This window comes from Pseudomonas sp. XK-1 (assembly GCF_038069885.1).
In the GTDB taxonomy this organism is placed as follows: Bacteria; Pseudomonadota; Gammaproteobacteria; order Pseudomonadales; family Pseudomonadaceae; genus Aquipseudomonas.
The window spans coordinates 751,503-769,900 of sequence record NZ_JBBPES010000001.1 but is presented as its reverse complement, the minus strand read 5'-3'; the positions used below and the strand labels follow the sequence as shown (position 1 = coordinate 769,900).

Below are 18,398 nucleotides of genomic sequence, written 5' to 3'. Positions count from 1 at the left end.
TTAAAAGTACCCCTGACGTTTTTTCTCTTCCATCGAACCGGCAGCATCATGGTCGATGACCCGGCCCTGACGCTCGGACGTTCGAGTCAGGAGCATTTCCTGAATGATGTCGGTCAGGCTAGTGGCCGTGGATTCCACAGCACCGGTCAGCGGGTAGCAGCCGAGGGTACGGAAACGCACCATCTTCTTGGTGATACGGGCTTTTTCTTCGTCGGAGAGGTGCTCGAGGATGCGATCGTCGTCGATCATGATCAGCGTGCCATTCTTCTCGATCACTTCGCGCTCGGCGGCGAAGTACAGCGGCACGATCGGGATCTGCTCCAGGTAGATGTACTGCCAGATGTCCAGCTCGGTCCAGTTGGACAGCGGGAACACGCGGATCGACTCGCCCTTCTTGACCTTGCCGTTGTACACGTTCCACAGCTCGGGACGCTGGTTCTTCGGGTCCCAGCGGTGCTTGCTGTCACGGAACGAGTACACGCGCTCCTTGGCGCGGGATTTCTCTTCGTCGCGGCGCGCGCCACCGAAGGCGGCGTCGAAGCCGTACTTGTCCAGCGCCTGCTTGAGACCCTCGGTCTTCATCACGTCGGTGTGCTTGGCACTGCCGTAGGTGAAGGGGTTCATGTCCTGCGCCACGCCATCGGGGTTGATATGGGTGATCAGATCCAGGCCGTACTCTTTGACCATCTTCTCGCGGAAGCTGTACATCTCCTGAAACTTCCAGCGCGTGTCGACGTGCATCACCGGGAACGGCAGCTTGCCGGGAAAGAACGCCTTGCGTGCCAGATGCAGCATCACGGCGGAGTCTTTACCGATGGAATAGAGCATTACCGGGTTGTCGAATTCGGCGGCCACTTCACGAATGATGTGGATACTTTCCGCCTCCAGCTGTTTCAGGTGGGTCAGTTTATCGAGCATGGTTACTCACGGTTTGCAGTGTAATTGGGCCGGCAGGCCGTGGACGATGGCGCACTCTAGCACAGCGCTCCCTTCTATTCAGGAGCCTAGTTAGACCGAAAAGATCTAGCTTTATACCGGCAGAACAGACGTCAGCGCCGCCTCAGATGGGGTTGTCGCAGTCGATAAAGTGGTGCTCCAGGGCGAAGTGGCGCGCCAGATATTCCCCCAGCGCCTGCACCCCATAACGCTCGGTGGCGTGGTGGCCGGCGGCGATAAAGCTGATGCCGTTCTCGCGGGCGCTGTGAAAGGTCTGCTCGGAGGCCTCGCCGGTCAGGTACAGATCGACGCCAGCGGCGACGGCCTGATCGATATAGCCCTGACCGCCTCCGGTGCACCAGCCGACCCGGCGAATCAGCTCTTCACCGGCGACCAGCAACGGCTCGCGGCCCAGCATCTGCTGCACGCGGCCAGCAAAATCCTCGGCACTGACGGCCTCATCGAGGGAGCCGATCAGGCCGACGGTGCGCGGGTTTTCCGGCTCCAGCGGACCTTCGACGGTGATACCGAGCTGGCGCGCCAGCTGCACGTTGTTACCCACCTCCGGGTGCACATCGAGCGGCAGGTGATAGGCCAACAGGCTGATGTCGTTGGCCAGCAGAGCCTGTAGACGACGGCGTTTCATCCCGGTGACGCAGGGATTTTCGCCTTTCCAGAAGTAACCGTGATGCACCAGCAGCACATCGGCCTCGGCCTCGACGGCCGCATCGACCAGCGCCTGGCTGGCAGTCACGCCGCTGACGATACGCCGCACCTGCGGCCGACCCTCGACCTGCAGGCCATTGGGGCAGTAATCGCTGATACGTGCTGCATTCAGATAACGGTCGGCTTCTGCCACCAGGGTTGCCAGAGCAATGGCCATAGGAATTCCTTCTTGCGCGGATTAGGGGATCGCTGCTTTATTACCGGCCACCCCCCTATAATGGCGCACCTTAAGGGGCCGGCCCGGCCCTCGCAACCCTCAGGATTTGATAGATGTTCAAGGCCCTGCGTTTTCTTGGCTGGCCCCTGCTGGCTGGCGTGCTTCTGGCGCTGCTGATCATGCAGTACTACCCGCAATGGGTAGGCCTGCCGAGCCAGGATGTGCACGTGCGCCAGGCCCCGATCTATAGCCGCATGCAGGAAGGCCCGGTGTCCTATGCCGAAGCGGTGGATGTTGCCTCCCCCGCAGTGGCCAACCTCTACAGCACCAAATTCACTAACAAACCAGCCCTGCCACTGTTCGACGACCCACAGTTTCGCAAGTTCTTCGGCGACAACCTGCCCAAGCAGCGACGCATGGAGTCCAGCCTGGGTTCGGCGGTGATCATGAGCCCGGAAGGCTACCTGCTGACCAACAACCATGTGGTGGCCGATGCCGACCAGATCGTGGTGGCGCTCAAGGATGGCCGCGAGACCCTGGCCCGGGTGATCGGCAACGACCCGGAAACCGACCTCGCGGTGCTCAAGATTGACCTGCCGCGGCTGCCGTCCATGACCCTTGGGCGCTCGGATAGCGTCCGGATCGGTGATGTCACCCTGGCCATCGGCAACCCCTTCGGCGTCGGCCAGACCGTGACCATGGGCATTATCAGCGCCACCGGGCGCAACCAGCTGGGCCTCAATACCTACGAAGACTTTATCCAGACCGACGCGGCGATCAACCCCGGCAACTCCGGCGGTGCCCTGGTGGATGCCTACGGCAACCTGGTCGGCATCAATACCGCGATCTTTTCCAAATCCGGCGGTTCGCAAGGTATCGGCTTTGCCATTCCGGTAAAGCTGGCGATGGATGTGATGCAGGCGATTATCGAGCACGGCCAGGTGATTCGCGGCTGGCTGGGCATCGAAGTACAACCGCTGACCCCGGAACTGGCTGAATCCTTTGGCCTGGAAGGCCGCCCCGGTATCGTCGTGGCCGGTATCTACCGCGATGGCCCGGCGCAGAAATCCGGCCTGCAGCCGGGCGACCTGATCCTCAATATCGATGGCCAGCCTGCCGGCGACGGCCGCCGTTCAATGAACCAGGTGGCCCGGACCAAGCCCGGCGAGAAGATCCGCATCGAGATCATGCGCAACGGCAAGCTGATGGAACTCACCGCCGAGATCGGCGTGCGCCCACCACCCGCCAACGGTAACTAATTCCTCCACACAGCTGCTTAACGATAACTCTTCTCAATTTTAATGTTATGTTATTACATTAAAATCACTCGAGAGGAGCTCCGTCTTGCGCTCAGCACTTGCCCTCGCCGCCAGCCTGCTAGCCCCCAGCGCGCTGGCCGACACCCTGGTTCAGCTCACCGACAGCCTTATCACCGCACCGACCGAGGTCGCCGATGGCCCGGTACAGGGCTACCGCGCCACCCGCTCGGCCAGTGCCAGCAAGACCGACACAGCGACTCGTGAAATCCCCCAGGCCATCAGCGTGGTACCCGCCGCGGTGCTGGCGGACCTCGGCAGCAGCGATGTCGAGCGCGCACTGGACTTTGCCGGCGGGATCTCCAAGCAGAACGACTTCGGCGGTCTGACCCTCTACGAGTAAAGCGTGCGCGGTTTCACCACCTCGGAGTTCTACAAGGACGGCTTCAGCGCCAACCGCGGCTACCCGAGCACCCCGGACGCCGCCAGTATCGAGCGCATTGAAGTGCTCAAAGGCCCCGCTGCCAGCCTCTATGGTCGCGGCGACCCGGGCGGCACGGTGAATATCGTCACCAAGAAGCCCCAGGCCGACAGCTTCGCCCGCCTGCAAACCAGCGCCGGCAGCTGGGACCGCTACCGCACCAGCCTGTACCTCAACAGCCCACTGAGCGAACAAGGCGACCTGCTCGCCCACTACGCCTTCAGCCCGCGGGTAAAGGTCGGGGCCCACCTCAACAACCTGTTCGACGAGAAGTACTGCGAGCGCTCCTACAGCAACCTCTGGGTCATGCCCGGCGAGCCGCGCAATCTGAGCTTCAACCTGACCCTCGACCTCTGACCTCCCCCAACCCAAGGCCCCGTCATGAACAAAGTCTTTCCGTTACTCGCCGCCGCCCTGTTTATCGGCCAGGTCGATGCCCACGGCCTGTGGACCGAACAACGTCGCGGCAATATCGAAACCATCTACGGCCATGGTGCCGAGGACAACGCCTTCAAGTCCGAGAAAATCAGCGGTGCCTGGGCCTACGACAGCCACGCCAGGATGATCCCGGTCACGGTCAAACGCCTGGGTGATCACGCCCGCCTGGAGCCCCTGAAGCCACCAGCGATTGTGGCCGTAGCCCTGGATAACGGCCCCTGGTCATTGACCCCGGACAAGCAGTGGATCAACCAGGGCCGCAGCAAGGTGCCGAACTCGACCCAGTCGCTGCACACCTTCAAGTACAGCCTGGCGATTTACCGGGAAGGCGCGGAGCTGCCAAAGCTGGAGCATCTGAAGATGGTTATCCTGCCGGAAATCGACCCACTCAAGGTCGGCCCCGGCAAGCCACTACCGGTGCGCGTGCTGATCGACGGCAAGCCGGCGGCGGGCATCGAGCTGATTGGCGACTACCGCGGCGCACCGCACCAGATCAGCGCCACCACCGATAGCGACGGTCGCGCTCAGGTGCTGGTGCGCAACGAAGGCCTGAATATCATCGCCGCCGAAGCCAGCCTGCCGGTGGCCAACGATGCGGATATCGAGATCCGCGGGCTGTTTACTTCGCTGACCTTTCTCGGCGAAGCGCACCGCGAATAGCCGGCAGCGCAGCCATAAAAAAGCCGGAGCACTGCTCCGGCTTTTTCATATCCCAACGCTTACAAGCCGCTCAAGGCATCCAGCAACGCCTGGTTCTGCTCCGGCGTGCCGATGGTGATACGCAGGAACTGGGCAATGCGTTGCTGCTTGAAGTGGCGCACGATCACGCCCTGCTCACGCAAGCCGGCCGCCAGGGTCGCCGCGTCCTTGCCCGGATGGCGGGCGAAGACGAAGTTCGCCTTTGATGGCAGCACCTCAAAACCGAGTTTTTCCAGCCCAGCCACCACGGCCTCACGGCTGTCGATCACCCGCAGGCAGGTCTGTTCGAAGTAGGCCTTGTCCTCGAACGCCGCCGCCGCGCCGGCAATCGCCATGCGATCCAGCGGGTAGGAGTTGAAGCTGTTCTTGATCCGCTCCAGGGCTTCGATCAGATCCGGATGGCCAACCGCGATACCGACCCGCAGCCCGGCAAGCGAACGCGATTTGGACAGGGTCTGGGTCACCAGCAGATTGGGGTATTGATCCACCAGGCTGATCGCCGTCTCGCCGCCGAAATCGATATAGGCTTCGTCGACCAGCACCACGGTATCCGGGTTGGCCTTGAGCAAACACTCGATAGCGTCCAACGCCAGGGCGCAGCCAGTGGGCGCGTTGGGATTGGGAAAGACGATGCCGCCGTTAGGCCGCGCATAGTCCTCGACACGAATCTGAAACTGCTCGTCCAGGGCGATCTGCTCGCTGGCGATACCATAGAGGCCGCAGTACACCGGGTAGAAGCTGTAGCTGATATCCGGGAACAGCAGCGGTTGGCCGTGCTGGAACAGGCCATGGAAGGCGTGCGCCAGCACCTCGTCGGAGCCATTGCCGACAAACACCTGGGCGGTCTGCACACCGTAGTAATCGGCCACCGCTTGTTTCAGGCGGTCGCTGTTCGGGTCCGGGTACAGGCGCAGATCGTCGCCTAGCTCGGCCTGCATGGCGGCGATCGCCTTGGGCGAGGGGCCATAGGGGTTTTCATTGGTGTTGAGCTTGACCAGCTTGGCCAGCTTCGGCTGCTCACCCGGCACATAGGGCACCAGGTCTTTGACGAAGGGGCTCCAGAATTTGCTCATCTGCCCTTCTCTCCTCGAATTCGTTGCGTTTGCGATGGGTTACGCCTGCGGCTAACCCATCCTACGGTTTGATGCGGTATTCGGCGCTACGGGCATGAGCGGTCAGCGATTCGCCGCGGGCCAGCACGCTGGCGCTCTTACCCAGCTCCGACGCGCCTTCGGCCGAGCAATGGATGATCGACGAGCGCTTCTGGAAGTCATACACCCCCAGCGGCGAGGAATAGCGCGCGGTGCCGGAGGTCGGCAACACATGGTTGGGACCTGCGCAGTAGTCGCCCAACGCCTCGGCGGTGTAGCGCCCCATAAAGATCGCCCCGGCGTGACGGATCAGCGGCAGGTACTGCTCGGGGTTTTCCACCGACAGTTCCAGGTGTTCCGGGGCAATACGGTTGGCCACTTCGATGGCCTGGGCCATATCGGCGACCTGAATCAGCGCACCACGGGCTTCCAGGGAGGCGCGGATGATCTCGGCGCGCTCCATGGTCGGCAGCAGCTTGGCAATGCTCTCGGCCACGCGATCGAGGAAGGCGGCATCCGGGCTAAGCAGAATCGACTGGGCGTCCTCGTCGTGCTCGGCCTGGGAGAACAGGTCCATGGCGATCCAGTCCGGGTCGGTCTGGCCGTCACATACCACCAGAATCTCCGAAGGACCGGCGATCATGTCGATGCCGACCTTGCCGAACACATGGCGCTTGGCGGTGGCAACATAGATATTGCCGGGGCCGACGATCTTGTCCACCGGCGGCACGCTTTCGGTGCCATAGGCCAGCGCAGCCACGGCCTGGGCACCACCGATGGTGAACACCCGGTCGACGCCGGCGATGCAGGCAGCGGCCAGCACCAGCTCGTTGATTTCGCCACGCGGGGTCGGCACCACCATCACCACTTCGGGCACGCCGGCAACCTTGGCCGGGATGGCGTTCATCAGCACCGAAGACGGATAGGACGCCTTGCCGCCCGGCACGTACAGGCCGGCGCGGTCCAGGGGGGTGACCTTCTGCCCCAGCACCGTGCCGTCGGCCTCGGTGTAGGTCCAGGAATCCTGCTTCTGCTTCTCGTGGTAGCTGCGCACGCGCTCAGCCGCCACTTCCAGGGCCTGGCGCTGCTCGAGGGTGATGCGGGACAGGGCCAGTTCCAGGCGCTCGCGCGGCAGGATCAGGTCCGCCATGCAGGCGACATCCAGGCCATCAAACTGCTTGGTGTATTCGACCAGGGCGGCATCGCCCCGCTCGCGCACAGCCTTGATGATCTCCAGCACGCGATGGTTGACCGCATCGTCCGAGACACTTTCCCAGCTCAGCAGATGATCCAGATGACGGGCAAAGTCCTGGTCGGCGGCGTCGAGTCGGCGGATAGCGATGGGAGCGGTCATAGCGGGCCTCTTAAATTGGCAAATGCTCAAGCGCCCGTAGAGTAACAACCACTCCGCGCGGGCACCTGAGAATTTTGGCTATAACGCGGATAGGCTAGGCCGCACAGAGGCGGCCATCAGACTCAGAGTGGGTGTCGCGACTCGACCGCTTCGCGCAGGGTGTCGATCAGGGCCTGGATGCGTGCGTGCTGCATCTTCATCGAGGCCTTGTTGACGATCAGCCGCGAACTGATATGGGCGATCAGCTCCTGGGCTTCCAGGCCGTTGGCGCGCAGGGTATTGCCGGTGTCGACCACATCGATGATCTTGTCGGACAGACCCACCAATGGCCCCAGCTCCATAGAGCCGTACAGCTTGATGATGTCGACCTGACGGCCCTGCTCGGCGTAGTAACGCTTGGCCACGTTGACAAACTTGGTAGCCACGCGCAGCCGGCCTTTCGGCTCGGGCGCACCAACGGCACCGGCGGTCATCAGCTTGCAGCGGGCGATGCGCAGATCCAGCGGCTCATACAGGCCCTGGCCGCCGTACTCCATCAGCACATCCTTGCCAGCCACGCCAAGGTCGGCCGCGCCGTGCTCGACATAGGTCGGCACGTCGGTGGCGCGCACTATCAGCAGACGAACATCGTCCAGCGTCGTCGGGATGATCAGTTTGCGGCTTTTATCCGGATTCTCGGTCGGCACTATGCCTGCCTCGGCGAGCAGAGGCAGGGTGTCGTCGAGAATGCGGCCTTTGGACAGCGCGATAGTCAGCATGGCATCAACCCGGCACACGGCGAATTTTGGCACCCAGCATCTGCAGCTTTTCCTCGATGCACTCGTAACCACGGTCGATGTGGTAGATGCGGTCGATCAGGGTATCGCCGTCAGCAACCAGGGCGGCGATGACCAGGCTGGCCGAAGCACGCAGGTCGGTGGCCATCACCGGCGCGCCCTTGAGCTTCTCGACACCGGTGACGATCGCGGTATTGCCTTCAACCTGGATCTGCGCGCCCATGCGGCTCATTTCATAGACATGCATAAAGCGGTTTTCGAACACGGTTTCGATCACCGTGCCGGTGCCCTCGGCAATCGCGTTGAGGGCGATAAACTGCGCCTGCATATCGGTGGGGAACGCCGGATAGGGGGCGGTACGCAGGTTCACGGCCTTCGGCCGCTTGCCCTTCATGTCCAGCTCGATCCAGTCGTTGCCGCAGGTGATTTCCGCACCGGCTTCCTGCAGCTTGGCCAGCACCGCTTCCAGGGTGGTCGGATCGGTGTCCTTGACCTTGATTCGGCCGCCGGTCGCGGCAGCCGCCACCAAGTAGGTGCCGGTTTCGATACGGTCGGGCATCACATTGAAGCGCGCACCGTGCAGGCGCTCGACGCCATCGATGGTGATGGTGTCGGTACCGGCACCGCTGATTTTTGCGCCCATGGCGATCAGGCAGTTGGCCAGGTCGACCACTTCCGGCTCGCGCGCGGCGTTTTCCAGCACGCTGCGGCCCTTGGCCAGGCTCGCGGCCATCATGATGTTCTCGGTACCGGTGACGCTCACGGTGTCGAAGAAGAAATGCGCACCGCGCAGACCGCCCTCGGGGGCCTTGGCCTTGATATAGCCGCCTTCCACATCGATGACCGCGCCCATGGCTTCCAGGCCACGGATGTGCAGATCGACCGGCCGCGAACCAATGGCGCAACCGCCCGGCAGAGCCACTTCGGCATAACCGAAGCGTGCCACCATGGGGCCGAGCACCAGGATCGAGGCGCGCATGGTTTTCACCAGCTCATAGGGCGCAATCAGGGTCTTGATCGCGCGTGCATCGACTTCCACGCTGAGCTTTTCGTCGATCACGGGCTCAATGCCCATGCGCCCGAACAGCTCGATCATGGTGGTGATGTCGTGCAGGTGCGGCAGGTTGCAGATGGTGACGGGCGCATCACCCAGCAGGGTGGCGGCGAGAATCGGCAGGGCGGAGTTCTTCGCCCCGGAAATGCGGATTTCGCCGTCGAGGCGCACACCGCCGGTAATAATCAGTTTGTCCATGATTCTCTCGGTTTAGGAGCGCGCGGCCCAATCGGCACGGCTGAAAAATTTCATGCTCACGGCATGGATACTGCCATCGGCAATCCAGGCGTTGAGGTGAGCGTAGATCTGCTGTTGACGTTTGACCGGGCTAAGGCCGGCCAACTCGTCGCTGATCAGGTTCAATTGGAAGTTGCAGCCTTCGCCTTCAACTTCCACCTGGGTATTCGGCAATTTAGCCTCCAGGAGGCTCTTCACTTCTAAGGCCTGCATGCTCAACCTCGATCAACGCTTGGATTAACGACAGCAAAGCATGGGGCAGCCTGTCGAACAAATGACGAGTACCGGGCAAAAGCCGGACTTTACCTCGCTCACAGCGATCAAGTCCGACAGCAGCCAGGGCTCGCGGGTCGAGCATCATACAAAAAAGCCCATCCACTGCGAACCCCGAGCCGACCGAAACCCGCTCGCGCAGCATCAGGACTCCAGCGGCAACACCTCGAGCAGGCCGCAGACACCGGCAATCTGCCGCATATCCTCGGACAGACCGCGCACCATCAGGCTTTTGCCCGCGGCCTCGGCGTCGCGCATAAAGGCCAGCAACAGGGACAGGCCGACGCTGCTGGATTTGCTCACCGAGGCGCAGTCGATCACGCAGCTTGCGCCCTGGCTCGCCCCAATCAGGCGCGCGCCCTGCTCACGCAGCGCCGGGGCGCTCTGGTAATCGAGCACGCCATCGAGCCGCAGCACGCCAGGGCTCGACTCGCCAATAGCCGCCTGACTCACGACTCACCCGTGCCCTGACGAGCCTTGGCGACGGTGTCGCTCCAGGTGTCGATGACCTTGTTCAGGTCATTGCCATTGTTCTGCATGGACTGGGCGAACTGATCGCGGAACAGCTTGCCGACGTTGATGCCGTTGATGATCACGTTACGCATCTTCCAGGTGCCATTCTGGCTGACCATGGTGTAGGACAGCGGGTAAATCGCGCCATTGCCATCCTTGATTTCCATATTCACCGCGGTGCGCTGCGAATCCTGCTTACCGCTGACCGGCAGCACACGGATGTCCTGGTTGTTGTATTCGAGCAAGGCATTGCCATAGAACTGCATCAGACTGCGCTTGAAGTTTTCCTCGAAACGCTGCATCTGCTCGGGGCTGGCCTGGCGCGAGAAACGCACGGTCATCACGCCGCGGGAAATGCCTTCGACATCCACCACCGGGCCGAGAATGTTGTTCAGGGCGTCGTAGAAGGCCGCCGGATCGGTGCGGTATTGCTCCTTGTTTTCCTTGAGGTCGGCAAGCAGCTTGGTGGTGGTTTGCTGCACCACCTCATGGGCCGCCGGGGCTGCCCAGACGGACAGCGACATAAGGGCCAGACACAGGAACAGGCTGTTACGCAGTAACTTGATCATATTCACTACCTTTCTCAATTGGCCTGGTCTTTATTGACCGAGTTGAGCAGAAACTTGCCAATCAGGTCTTCCAATACAAGGGACGACTGGGTGTCGTGAATGGTTCCGCCATCGCGCAACAACTCCTCCTCGCCCCCCACGCTGATGCCGATGTACTTCTCGCCGAGCAGGCCGGCGGTAAGGATCGAGGCCGTGGAGTCCAGCGGCAGATTGTCCACATCCTCATCGAGCACCATGGTCACGCGCCCGGTGTAGCTCTCGCGATCCAGGTCGATGGCCGTTACCTTGCCAATGGTCACCCCGGCCATGGTCACTTTCGACCTGACCGTAAGACCGGCGATATTCTCGAAGTGCGCATAGACCTTATAGGTGCCATCGCTGCTACCCACGGTCAGGCCGCTGACGCGCAGTGCCAACAACAGCAAGGCCAACATCCCGGCCAAGAGGAACATGCCGACACCAATTTCCAGCGTGCGGTTCTGCATCAGAAATCTCCAAACATCAAAGCGGTCAGAATAAAGTCCAGCCCCAATACGGCCAGCGAGGCATATACAACGGTACGGGTGGTCGCCTTGCTGATGCCCTCGGATGTGGGCTCGCAGTCATAACCCTGAAACACGGCAATCCAGGTCACCACGAAGGCGAACACGACGCTCTTGATCACCCCGTTGAGCACGTCTTCGCGAAACGACACGCTGCTTTGCATATTGGCCCAGAACGAACCTTCGTAAACCCCGAGCCAGTCGATGGCGACCATGGCCCCACCCCAGATGCCGACCACGCTGAAAATCATCGCCAGCAAGGGCATCGAGATAAAACCGGCCCACAAGCGCGGCGCAACTATGTATTTGAGCGGGTCGACCCCGATCATGGCCAGGCTGGAGAGCTGCTCGGTGGACTTCATATTGCCGATTTCCGCGGTCAGGGCCGAACCGGCGCGGCCAGCGAACAGCAGGGCAGTAACCACCGGCCCCAGCTCCCGCAGCAGAGTCAGGGCAACCATCTGCCCCACCGCCTGCTCCGAACCATATTTGGTCAGAATGCTGAAGCCCTGCAGCGATAGCACCATGCCGATGAACAGCCCCGAGACGACGATGATCGCCAGGGACATCACCCCCACCGAATAGAGCTGCTTGACCAGCAACTGGAAGCCGTTGCGCGAACCGCCACCGAACAGCGCCCGCAGCAGGAACAGGGTGGAACGGCCCAGCGTGGCCACCACATCGATACCGGCCCGGCCGAACAGGCGAACCCGCTCGAGCACAGATGTCTTGCGCATCAGCGCCCCCCCAGAAGATCGTCGCGGTAATTGGCCGCAGGAAAGTGAAACGGCACCGGGCCATCGGGAATGCCCTGCATAAATTGACGTACGCGGGGGTCCTCTGATGCTTTCAACTCGTCAGGCGTGCCCTGCCCCAATACCTGGGTGTCGCCCACGACATAGATGTAGTCGGCGATGCTCGCGGTTTCCGCCAGATCGTGGGACACCACGATGCTGGTAATCCCCAGGGCATCGCTGAGCAGGCGAATAAGTCGCACCAGCACGCCCATGGCGATGGGGTCCTGGCCGACGAAGGGCTCGTCGTACATCAGAATCTGCGGATCCAGAGCGATGGCGCGGGCCAAGGCCACGCGGCGCTTCATGCCGCCCGACAGCTCGTCCGGCATCAGATCGAGGGCACCGCGCAGGCCGACCGCCTGCAGCTTCATCAGGACGATGTCACGGATCATTTCTTCCGGCAGCTGGGTGTGCACCCGCAGCGGAAAGGCCACGTTCTCGAACACATCCAGATCGGTGAACAGCGCACCGCTCTGGAACAGCACGCCCATCTGCTTGCGCATATCGAACAATTCGCTGCGCGACAGCGTGGGCAGGTTCACCCCGTTGACCCAGACCTCGCCCGCGCTGGGCCGCAGTTCGGCGGCAATCAGGCGCAGCAGAGTGGTCTTGCCGCAGCCGGAAGGCCCCATGATGCCGACGACCTTGCCGCGCGGAATGCGAATATCGATATTGGTAAAAATATCCCGCTCGCCGCGCTTGAAGCTCAGGCTCTTCAGCTCTACAGCGTATGGGTTCTCGGCGCTCATCTGGACTCCTTGCTAAACGCTTGCCTGACAGACGCAGCACCTCGAGAAAAGGGCACTACATCCGCCGAACGGACCGAAAATGGGCGCGAACTATACCACTAGGCTTTTCACCGCCCAAGATTGAACATGCGACGCTAGATAACAGTTTGAGCAACCGATTGAGCGGCGAGTCGCGCTGGAAGTGCTGGGCAGACGCACCTTTCCCGCTATAATCCTCGACTTTTACTCAGCCGCCCTAGAGACGCCATGAGCCAGCCCAACGAATTGATCCAATCCGCACAGCGCACCATTCGCCTCGAACTCGAAGCGATCGAGGACCTGCTGCAGCGCATCAACGGCGATTTCGTCCGCGCCTGCGAGCTGATTCTGGGCAGCAAGGGCCGCGTGGTCGTGGTTGGTATGGGCAAATCCGGGCATGTCGGCAACAAGATCGCCGCCACCCTGGCCAGCACCGGTACTACCGCCTTCTTTGTCCATCCGGCCGAGGCCAGCCACGGCGACATGGGCATGATCACCCGCGACGACGTGGTGCTGGCCCTCTCCAACTCGGGCTCCACCGCGGAAATCGTCACCCTTCTGCCGCTGATCAAGCGCCTCGGCATCCGCCTGATCAGCATGACCGGCAACCCCAACTCCCCCCTGGCCAAGGCCGCCGAAGTCAACCTGGACGCCCGCGTATCCCAGGAAGCCTGCCCGCTGAACCTGGCCCCGACGTCTTCCACCACAGTTTCGCTGGTCTTGGGCGACGCCCTGGCCATCGCCCTGCTGGAAGCCCGCGGCTTTACCGCCGAAGACTTTGCCTTTTCCCACCCCGGCGGTGCCCTGGGTCGCCGTCTGCTGCTGAAAGTGGAAAACGTGATGCACGCCGGCAACGCCCTGCCCCGCGTGCAACGCGGCACCTCGCTGCGCGACGCCCTGCTGGAAATGACCCAGAAGGGCCTGGGCATGACCGTGGTGGTGGAAAGCGACGGCCGCCTGGCCGGGGTCTTCACCGACGGCGACCTGCGCCGCACCCTGGATCGCGGCATCGACGTCCGCCAGGCCCTGATCGACGAGGTAATGACCGCCCACGGCAAGACCGCCCGCGCCGAGATGCTCGCCGCCGAGGCCTTGAAAATCATGGAAGACCACAAGATCAGCGGCCTGGTGGTGGTCGACAGCAACGACCAGCCCGTCGGTGCACTGAATATGCACGACCTGCTGCGCGCCGGAGTAATGTGATGACCGCCGAAACGATCAACCCTGACCTGCAGCAACGCGCCCAGGGCGTGAAACTGGCAATTTTCGATGTCGACGGTGTGCTCACCGACGGCAAACTGTATTTCCTGGTCGACGGCAGCGAATTCAAGACCTTCAACACCCTCGACGGCCACGGCATCAAGATGCTGATCAACTCCGGCGTGCGCACCGCCATCATCAGCGGGCGCAAGACCCCGGTGGTCGAGCGCCGCGCGCAGAATCTGGGCATCCAGCATCTGTACCAGGGCCGCGAAGACAAGCTGGTGGTACTCGACGAGCTGCTCGGCGAACTCGGCCTGAGCTATGAACAGGTGGCCTACCTGGGCGACGACCTGCCAGACCTGCCGGTGATCCGCCGGGTCGGCCTGGGCATGGCGGTGGCCAGCGCCGACGCCTTCGTCCGCCAGCATGCCCATGGCGTAACCCAGGCCCGGGGCGGCGAAGGTGCCGCCCGCGAGTTCTGCGAACTGATCATGCGCGCCCAGGGCAGCCTCGAAGCCGCCCAAGCCGCCTACCTATAGAGCCCACCATGTCGCGTAAACTGCTCAACATTGCCCTGCTCGCCTGCGCCGCCGCGCTGCTGGCGGCGCTCGGCTACTGGAATATCAACCCCGCAAGCTTCTCCGACGGGGACAAACCGGGCACCGCGCAGAACACCATCGATTTCTACGCGACCAATATCACCACCGTGCAGTACATGCCCGACGGCTCGCTGCATTACGAGGTCACCGCGGATAAGACCGAGCATATCCAGAGTACCGACATCACCCTGCTCGACAACCCGAACATGCAGCTGTACCGCGGCGAAGAGCTACCATGGAACATCAGCAGCGAGCGCGGCGAAGTCGCCCCCGCCGGCAAGGAAGTCGAGCTGATCGACAAGGTGCGCATCGCCCGCACCGACGCCAAGGGCCGCCCGACCATTCTCACCACCAGCCGCCTGACCGTATTCCCCGAGAAGGAATATGCGCAGACCGAGCAAGCCGTTAGAATCGACGCCGCCAATGGGGTGACCACGGCACAAGGAATGAAAGCGTACTTGAATGACGGCAGGATGCTCCTGCTGTCCAATGTAAGAGGTCAGCATGAGGCTCGTTAAAACCCTCCCCCTTCTTTTCGGTCTCAGCGCCGCGCTCGGAAGCATCAGCGCCTGGGCCCTGCCATCGGATCGCGAACAACCGATCCGGATTCAGGCCGACAGCGCCGAACTTGACGACAAGCAAGGTGTGGCCGTGTACCGCGGCACCGTGGTTATCACCCAGGGCACGCTGAAGATCACGGGCGACACCGTGACCATCACCCAGACCCCGGCGGGCGATATCGACGTGTTTACCGCCGTCGGCAAGCCGGCTTATTACGAGCAGCTGCCGGCCACCGACAAGCAGATCGTCAAGGCCTACGGCCTGACCATCCAGTACTTCGCCGCCAACGAGCGCATCGTGCTGATCGACCAGGCCAAGGTGATCCAGGAAGGCAACACCTTCGAAGGCGAGAAGATCGTCTATGACACCCAGCGCCAGATCGTCAACGCCGGCCGTGCTACAGGCAGCAATGTCAGCGTGCCGCGACCGCGCATCGACATGGTGATCCAGCCCAAGAACAAACCAGCCGACCAGCAGGCGCAGTAACCATGGCCACATTGAAAGCCCAGCACCTGGCCAAGAGCTACAAAGGCCGCCAAGTCGTGCGCGACGTCAGCCTGAGCATCGACAGCGGGCAGATCGTCGGCCTGCTTGGCCCCAATGGCGCGGGCAAGACCACCTGCTTCTACATGATCGTTGGCCTGGTCCAGGCCGACCAGGGTCGCATCCTGATCGACGACCTCGATGTCAGCCACCAACCGATGCACGGCCGCGCCCGTGCCGGCATCGGCTACCTGCCGCAGGAAGCCTCGATCTTCCGCAAGCTCAGCGTGGCCGACAACATCATGGCCATTCTGGAAACCCGCAAGGACCTGGACCGCAGCGAGCGGCGCAAGGAGCTGGAAAGCCTGCTGCAGGAATTCCATATCAGCCATATTCGTGACAACCTCGGCATGAGCCTGTCCGGCGGCGAACGCCGGCGCGTAGAAATTGCCCGCGCCCTGGCGACCTCGCCCAAGTTCATCCTGCTCGACGAACCCTTTGCCGGGGTTGACCCGATCTCGGTCGGCGATATCAAACAGATCATCTACCACCTCAAGGCCAAGGGCATTGGCGTGCTGATCACCGATCACAACGTGCGCGAGACCCTGGACATCTGCGAAACCGCCTACATTGTCAGTGACGGCCAACTGATCGCCGAAGGCGACTCCGCCGCCATCCTGGCCAACCAGACGGTCAAAGAGGTGTACCTGGGGCATGAGTTCCGCCTGTAACAGGGGCTTTTCTCACGCAAACAAGCACCACCCCTAGGCAAACCCCTTAGAGTCAGGCATATAATTTGCTTCCTTGTGGCGCTTCCGCGCCCTGTAGTGGATTGCGCACAGACGCCGGTAAATAAGGTCTGCAATGAAACCATCGCTAGTCCTGAAGATGGGCCAGCAGCTGACGATGACACCGCAGCTGCAACAGGCCATTCGCCTACTCCAACTGTCGACCCTGGATCTGCAACAAGAGATCCAGGAGGCACTGGAATCCAATCCGATGCTCGAACGCCAGGAAGACGGCGAAGATTTCGACAACTCGGACCCCATGGCCGATGGCGCAGAAAGCGCCACTTCCAGCGAACAGCAAGAGTCCAGCTTCCAGGAGCCCAACTACCAGGAAACCACGCAGACCGTGGACAACCTGGAAGAAGGCGACTGGGGCGAGCGCATTCCCAATGAACTGCCGGTCGACACCGCCTGGGAAGACATCTACCAGACCAGCGCCAGCAGCCTGCCGAGCAGCAGCAACGACGATGACGAGTGGGACTTCACCACCCGCACGTCCAGCGGCGAGAGCCTGCAGAGCCATATGCTCTGGCAACTCAACCTTTCGCCCATGTCCGATAAGGATCGCCTGATCGCGGTCACCCTGATCGACTGCATCAACGAGCAGGGCTATCTGGAAGAAACCCTGGAAGAAGTGGTTGAAGCCTTCGACCCGGAACTGGATATCGAACTGGACGAAGTCGAGGCCGTGCTGCACCGCATCCAGCAGTTCGAGCCCGCTGGCATTGCCGCGCGCAACCTCGGCGAATGCCTGCTCCTGCAACTGCGCCAGCTGCCCGCCAAAACCCCCTGGCTGAGCGAGGCCCAGCGCCTGGCCAACGACTACCTCGACCTGCTCGGCAGCCGCGACTACAGCCAGCTGATGCGCCGCATGAAGCTCAAGGAAGACGAGCTGCGCCAGGTTATCGAGCTGATCCAGAGCCTCAACCCGCGCCCCGGCTCGCAGATCGAATCGAGCGAGCCGGAATACGTGGTGCCCGACGTGATCGTACGCAAGCACAACGAGCGCTGGCTGGTGGAGCTGAACCAGGAAGCCATGCCGCGCCTGCGGGTCAACGCGCAGTACGCCGGTTTTGTGAAGCGCGCCGACTCCAGCGCCGACAACACCTTTATGCGCAACCAGCTGCAGGAAGCGCGCTGGTTTATCAAGAGCCTGCAAAGCCGCAACGAAACCCTAATGAAGGTCGCCACGCAGATCGTCGAACACCAGCGCGGCTTCCTCGACTACGGTGACGAGGCGATGAAACCTCTCGTATTGCACGATATCGCCGAGGCGGTGGGCATGCACGAGTCAACCATCTCGCGGGTCACCACGCAGAAATTCATGCACACCCCGCGTGGCATTTACGAACTGAAATACTTCTTCTCCAGCCACGTCAGCACCTCCGAGGGCGGCGAATGCTCGTCCACCGCGATCCGCGCCATCATCAAAAAACTGGTCGCCGCGGAAAATGCAAAAAAGCCGTTGAGTGACAGCAAGATCGCTGGTTTACTGGAAGCACAGGGCATTCAAGTAGCCCGCCGTACAGTCGCAAAGTACCGTGAATCCCTCGGGATAGCGCCATCCAGCGAGCGCAAGCGATTGATCTAGGCGGTACAAGAAGGAAGACGGTTCACACTGCACGCAACAACACCCGGCCTCGCCTTTTCGCGCAAGCAACTTCGCTGCCAATGCGCGGGCGGCGACAGTGCCAGACTCGTTCTGCCAGGGTCTTCCACGCCACAGTGTTCCGGCGGCAGGCCTATTGCCTGCCTCTTACACACGGCAACAAGGAGAATGCGGTATGCAAGTCAACATCAGTGGACACCAGCTGGATGTGACCGACGCCATGCGCGCCTACATCGAGGAAAAACTCGGTCGATTGGAGCGCCACTTCGACAAAATCACCAATGTGCAAGTCATCATGGAGGTCGAGAAGCTCAAGCAGAAAATCGAAGCGACCCTGCACATTGCCGGCGGCGAGGTTGTCGCCAATGCGGTACACGAAGACATGTATGCAGCAATCGATTTACTCACCGACAAACTCGATCGCCAACTCATCAAGCACAAGGAAAAACAGCTCGACCGTCAACAGGGCGCACTGGCCCGCTGACCTCG

21 protein-coding genes and 1 pseudogene are annotated in these 18,398 nt (G+C 61.8%); 10 read left to right on the top strand and 12 right to left on the bottom strand.

The genetic code is table 11. The features are described from left to right. Both cysD and WMW70_RS03410 read right to left on the bottom strand, forming a co-directional pair. Entirely contained in the window at nucleotides 1-918 is a 918-nt protein-coding gene (gene cysD / locus WMW70_RS03415) for a sulfate adenylyltransferase subunit CysD (protein ID WP_275961860.1), read from the bottom strand. Between the two features lie 142 nt (nucleotides 919-1,060). After that, the gene (locus WMW70_RS03410; protein ID WP_341436095.1) at nucleotides 1,061-1,819 is read right to left on the bottom strand and encodes a Nif3-like dinuclear metal center hexameric protein; all 759 of its coding nucleotides are present in this window, start codon (nucleotides 1,817-1,819) and stop codon (nucleotides 1,061-1,063) included. A 113-nt stretch (nucleotides 1,820-1,932) separates the two neighbouring features. On the opposite strand from WMW70_RS03410, the gene algW reads away from it, so the two are divergent. The 3 genes and pseudogenes from algW to WMW70_RS03395 all read left to right on the top strand — a co-directional run bounded on the left by algW (nucleotide 1,933) and on the right by WMW70_RS03395 (nucleotide 4,654). Continuing rightward, a complete protein-coding gene (algW, locus tag WMW70_RS03405; RefSeq protein ID WP_341436094.1) occupies nucleotides 1,933-3,078 on the top strand; it encodes a Do family serine endopeptidase AlgW in 1,146 nt (381 codons plus the stop codon). Nucleotides 3,079-3,262: 184 nt separating this feature from the next. Then, nucleotides 3,263-3,820, top strand: a pseudogene (locus WMW70_RS03400) (TonB-dependent siderophore receptor); the annotation flags it as partial. 117 nt (nucleotides 3,821-3,937) lie between these two features. After that, a complete protein-coding gene (locus tag WMW70_RS03395; RefSeq protein WP_341436093.1) occupies nucleotides 3,938-4,654 on the top strand; it encodes a DUF4198 domain-containing protein in 717 nt (238 codons plus the stop codon). A 59-nt stretch (nucleotides 4,655-4,713) separates the two neighbouring features. Here the strand turns inward: WMW70_RS03395 and hisC are convergent, their stop codons facing one another. The 10 genes from hisC to WMW70_RS03345 form a co-directional block, all read right to left on the bottom strand. Further along, nucleotides 4,714-5,766 (bottom strand): histidinol-phosphate transaminase, encoded by a 1,053-nt coding sequence (gene hisC / locus WMW70_RS03390; protein WP_341436092.1) that lies wholly within the window; start codon nucleotides 5,764-5,766, stop codon nucleotides 4,714-4,716. A 61-nt stretch (nucleotides 5,767-5,827) separates the two neighbouring features. Next, a complete protein-coding gene (gene hisD, locus WMW70_RS03385) occupies nucleotides 5,828-7,138 on the bottom strand; it encodes a histidinol dehydrogenase (RefSeq protein WP_341436091.1) in 1,311 nt (436 codons plus the stop codon). 122 nt (nucleotides 7,139-7,260) lie between these two features. Then, nucleotides 7,261-7,896, bottom strand: coding sequence for an ATP phosphoribosyltransferase (gene hisG / locus WMW70_RS03380; RefSeq protein ID WP_341436090.1), 636 nt, complete (start codon nucleotides 7,894-7,896; stop codon nucleotides 7,261-7,263). A 4-nt stretch (nucleotides 7,897-7,900) separates the two neighbouring features. Continuing rightward, nucleotides 7,901-9,166: a UDP-N-acetylglucosamine 1-carboxyvinyltransferase gene (murA, locus tag WMW70_RS03375; RefSeq protein WP_341436089.1), complete on the bottom strand. Its 1,266-nt coding sequence runs from the start codon at nucleotides 9,164-9,166 to the stop codon at nucleotides 7,901-7,903. Between the two features lie 12 nt (nucleotides 9,167-9,178). Continuing rightward, complete coding sequence (locus tag WMW70_RS03370) at nucleotides 9,179-9,418, bottom strand: BolA family protein (RefSeq protein ID WP_305622058.1); 240 nt, start codon at nucleotides 9,416-9,418, stop codon at nucleotides 9,179-9,181. A gap of 204 nt (nucleotides 9,419-9,622) precedes the next feature. Next, nucleotides 9,623-9,931 (bottom strand): STAS domain-containing protein, encoded by a 309-nt coding sequence (locus WMW70_RS03365; RefSeq protein WP_341436088.1) that lies wholly within the window; start codon nucleotides 9,929-9,931, stop codon nucleotides 9,623-9,625. Next, nucleotides 9,928-10,560, bottom strand: a complete 633-nt coding sequence (locus tag WMW70_RS03360; protein ID WP_341436087.1) for an MlaC/ttg2D family ABC transporter substrate-binding protein — start codon at nucleotides 10,558-10,560, stop codon at nucleotides 9,928-9,930. The genes WMW70_RS03365 and WMW70_RS03360 overlap by 4 nt, the downstream gene beginning before the upstream one ends. A 14-nt stretch (nucleotides 10,561-10,574) precedes the next feature. After that, on the bottom strand, nucleotides 10,575-11,045 hold the full coding sequence (mlaD, locus tag WMW70_RS03355; RefSeq protein WP_341436086.1) for an outer membrane lipid asymmetry maintenance protein MlaD: 471 nt from the start codon (nucleotides 11,043-11,045) through the stop codon (nucleotides 10,575-10,577). After that, nucleotides 11,045-11,839 (bottom strand): lipid asymmetry maintenance ABC transporter permease subunit MlaE, encoded by a 795-nt coding sequence (gene mlaE, locus WMW70_RS03350; protein WP_341436085.1) that lies wholly within the window; start codon nucleotides 11,837-11,839, stop codon nucleotides 11,045-11,047. Before mlaE ends, mlaD begins: the two co-directional genes overlap by 1 nt. Next, nucleotides 11,839-12,648, bottom strand: coding sequence for an ATP-binding cassette domain-containing protein (locus tag WMW70_RS03345; protein ID WP_341436084.1), 810 nt, complete (start codon nucleotides 12,646-12,648; stop codon nucleotides 11,839-11,841). The genes mlaE and WMW70_RS03345 overlap by 1 nt, the downstream gene beginning before the upstream one ends. A gap of 246 nt (nucleotides 12,649-12,894) precedes the next feature. Between WMW70_RS03345 and WMW70_RS03340 the strand changes: the two genes are divergently transcribed. The 7 genes from WMW70_RS03340 to hpf all read left to right on the top strand — a co-directional run bounded on the left by WMW70_RS03340 (nucleotide 12,895) and on the right by hpf (nucleotide 18,393). After that, complete coding sequence (locus tag WMW70_RS03340; RefSeq protein ID WP_341436083.1) at nucleotides 12,895-13,869, top strand: KpsF/GutQ family sugar-phosphate isomerase; 975 nt, start codon at nucleotides 12,895-12,897, stop codon at nucleotides 13,867-13,869. Continuing rightward, nucleotides 13,869-14,408 carry a KdsC family phosphatase gene (locus WMW70_RS03335; protein WP_341436082.1) on the top strand — a complete coding sequence of 180 codons (540 nt, stop codon included), beginning with the start codon at nucleotides 13,869-13,871 and terminating at the stop codon, nucleotides 14,406-14,408. Before WMW70_RS03340 ends, WMW70_RS03335 begins: the two co-directional genes overlap by 1 nt. An 8-nt stretch (nucleotides 14,409-14,416) precedes the next feature. Further along, nucleotides 14,417-14,986, top strand: coding sequence for an LPS export ABC transporter periplasmic protein LptC (gene lptC / locus WMW70_RS03330; protein ID WP_341436081.1), 570 nt, complete (start codon nucleotides 14,417-14,419; stop codon nucleotides 14,984-14,986). Next, the gene (gene lptA / locus WMW70_RS03325) at nucleotides 14,973-15,515 is read left to right on the top strand and encodes a lipopolysaccharide transport periplasmic protein LptA (RefSeq protein ID WP_341436080.1); all 543 of its coding nucleotides are present in this window, start codon (nucleotides 14,973-14,975) and stop codon (nucleotides 15,513-15,515) included. Before lptC ends, lptA begins: the two co-directional genes overlap by 14 nt. 2 nt (nucleotides 15,516-15,517) lie before the next feature. Continuing rightward, nucleotides 15,518-16,243, top strand: coding sequence for an LPS export ABC transporter ATP-binding protein (gene lptB / locus WMW70_RS03320; RefSeq protein WP_341436079.1), 726 nt, complete (start codon nucleotides 15,518-15,520; stop codon nucleotides 16,241-16,243). Between the two features lie 133 nt (nucleotides 16,244-16,376). Next, nucleotides 16,377-17,891, top strand: a complete 1,515-nt coding sequence (locus tag WMW70_RS03315; protein ID WP_341436078.1) for an RNA polymerase factor sigma-54 — start codon at nucleotides 16,377-16,379, stop codon at nucleotides 17,889-17,891. A 193-nt stretch (nucleotides 17,892-18,084) separates the two neighbouring features. Then, complete coding sequence (gene hpf, locus WMW70_RS03310) at nucleotides 18,085-18,393, top strand: ribosome hibernation-promoting factor, HPF/YfiA family (RefSeq protein WP_341436077.1); 309 nt, start codon at nucleotides 18,085-18,087, stop codon at nucleotides 18,391-18,393. Nucleotides 18,394-18,398 lie beyond the last annotated feature (5 nt).

What these genes read in the sequence shown, in the direction of transcription:
- mlaE (WP_341436085.1), bottom strand. Translation starts at nt 11,839, where the DNA reads ATGCGCAAGACATCTGTGCTCGAGCGGGTTCGCCTGTTCGGCCGGGCC.
- murA (WP_341436089.1), bottom strand. Translation starts at nt 9,166, where the DNA reads ATGGACAAACTGATTATTACCGGCGGTGTGCGCCTCGACGGCGAAATC.
- hisC (WP_341436092.1), bottom strand. Translation starts at nt 5,766, where the DNA reads ATGAGCAAATTCTGGAGCCCCTTCGTCAAAGACCTGGTGCCCTATGTG.
- mlaD (WP_341436086.1), bottom strand. Translation starts at nt 11,045, where the DNA reads ATGCAGAACCGCACGCTGGAAATTGGTGTCGGCATGTTCCTCTTGGCC.
- algW (WP_341436094.1), top strand. Translation starts at nt 1,933, where the DNA reads ATGTTCAAGGCCCTGCGTTTTCTTGGCTGGCCCCTGCTGGCTGGCGTG.
- WMW70_RS03335 (WP_341436082.1), top strand. Translation starts at nt 13,869, where the DNA reads ATGACCGCCGAAACGATCAACCCTGACCTGCAGCAACGCGCCCAGGGC.
- WMW70_RS03340 (WP_341436083.1), top strand. Translation starts at nt 12,895, where the DNA reads ATGAGCCAGCCCAACGAATTGATCCAATCCGCACAGCGCACCATTCGC.
- hisG (WP_341436090.1), bottom strand. Translation starts at nt 7,896, where the DNA reads ATGCTGACTATCGCGCTGTCCAAAGGCCGCATTCTCGACGACACCCTG.
- WMW70_RS03395 (WP_341436093.1), top strand. Translation starts at nt 3,938, where the DNA reads ATGAACAAAGTCTTTCCGTTACTCGCCGCCGCCCTGTTTATCGGCCAG.
- WMW70_RS03360 (WP_341436087.1), bottom strand. Translation starts at nt 10,560, where the DNA reads ATGATCAAGTTACTGCGTAACAGCCTGTTCCTGTGTCTGGCCCTTATG.
- WMW70_RS03315 (WP_341436078.1), top strand. Translation starts at nt 16,377, where the DNA reads ATGAAACCATCGCTAGTCCTGAAGATGGGCCAGCAGCTGACGATGACA.
- hisD (WP_341436091.1), bottom strand. Translation starts at nt 7,138, where the DNA reads ATGACCGCTCCCATCGCTATCCGCCGACTCGACGCCGCCGACCAGGAC.
- WMW70_RS03345 (WP_341436084.1), bottom strand. Translation starts at nt 12,648, where the DNA reads ATGAGCGCCGAGAACCCATACGCTGTAGAGCTGAAGAGCCTGAGCTTC.
- hpf (WP_341436077.1), top strand. Translation starts at nt 18,085, where the DNA reads ATGCAAGTCAACATCAGTGGACACCAGCTGGATGTGACCGACGCCATG.
- lptC (WP_341436081.1), top strand. Translation starts at nt 14,417, where the DNA reads ATGTCGCGTAAACTGCTCAACATTGCCCTGCTCGCCTGCGCCGCCGCG.
- WMW70_RS03410 (WP_341436095.1), bottom strand. Translation starts at nt 1,819, where the DNA reads ATGGCCATTGCTCTGGCAACCCTGGTGGCAGAAGCCGACCGTTATCTG.
- lptB (WP_341436079.1), top strand. Translation starts at nt 15,518, where the DNA reads ATGGCCACATTGAAAGCCCAGCACCTGGCCAAGAGCTACAAAGGCCGC.
- cysD (WP_275961860.1), bottom strand. Translation starts at nt 918, where the DNA reads ATGCTCGATAAACTGACCCACCTGAAACAGCTGGAGGCGGAAAGTATC.
- WMW70_RS03370 (WP_305622058.1), bottom strand. Translation starts at nt 9,418, where the DNA reads ATGCAGGCCTTAGAAGTGAAGAGCCTCCTGGAGGCTAAATTGCCGAAT.
- lptA (WP_341436080.1), top strand. Translation starts at nt 14,973, where the DNA reads ATGAGGCTCGTTAAAACCCTCCCCCTTCTTTTCGGTCTCAGCGCCGCG.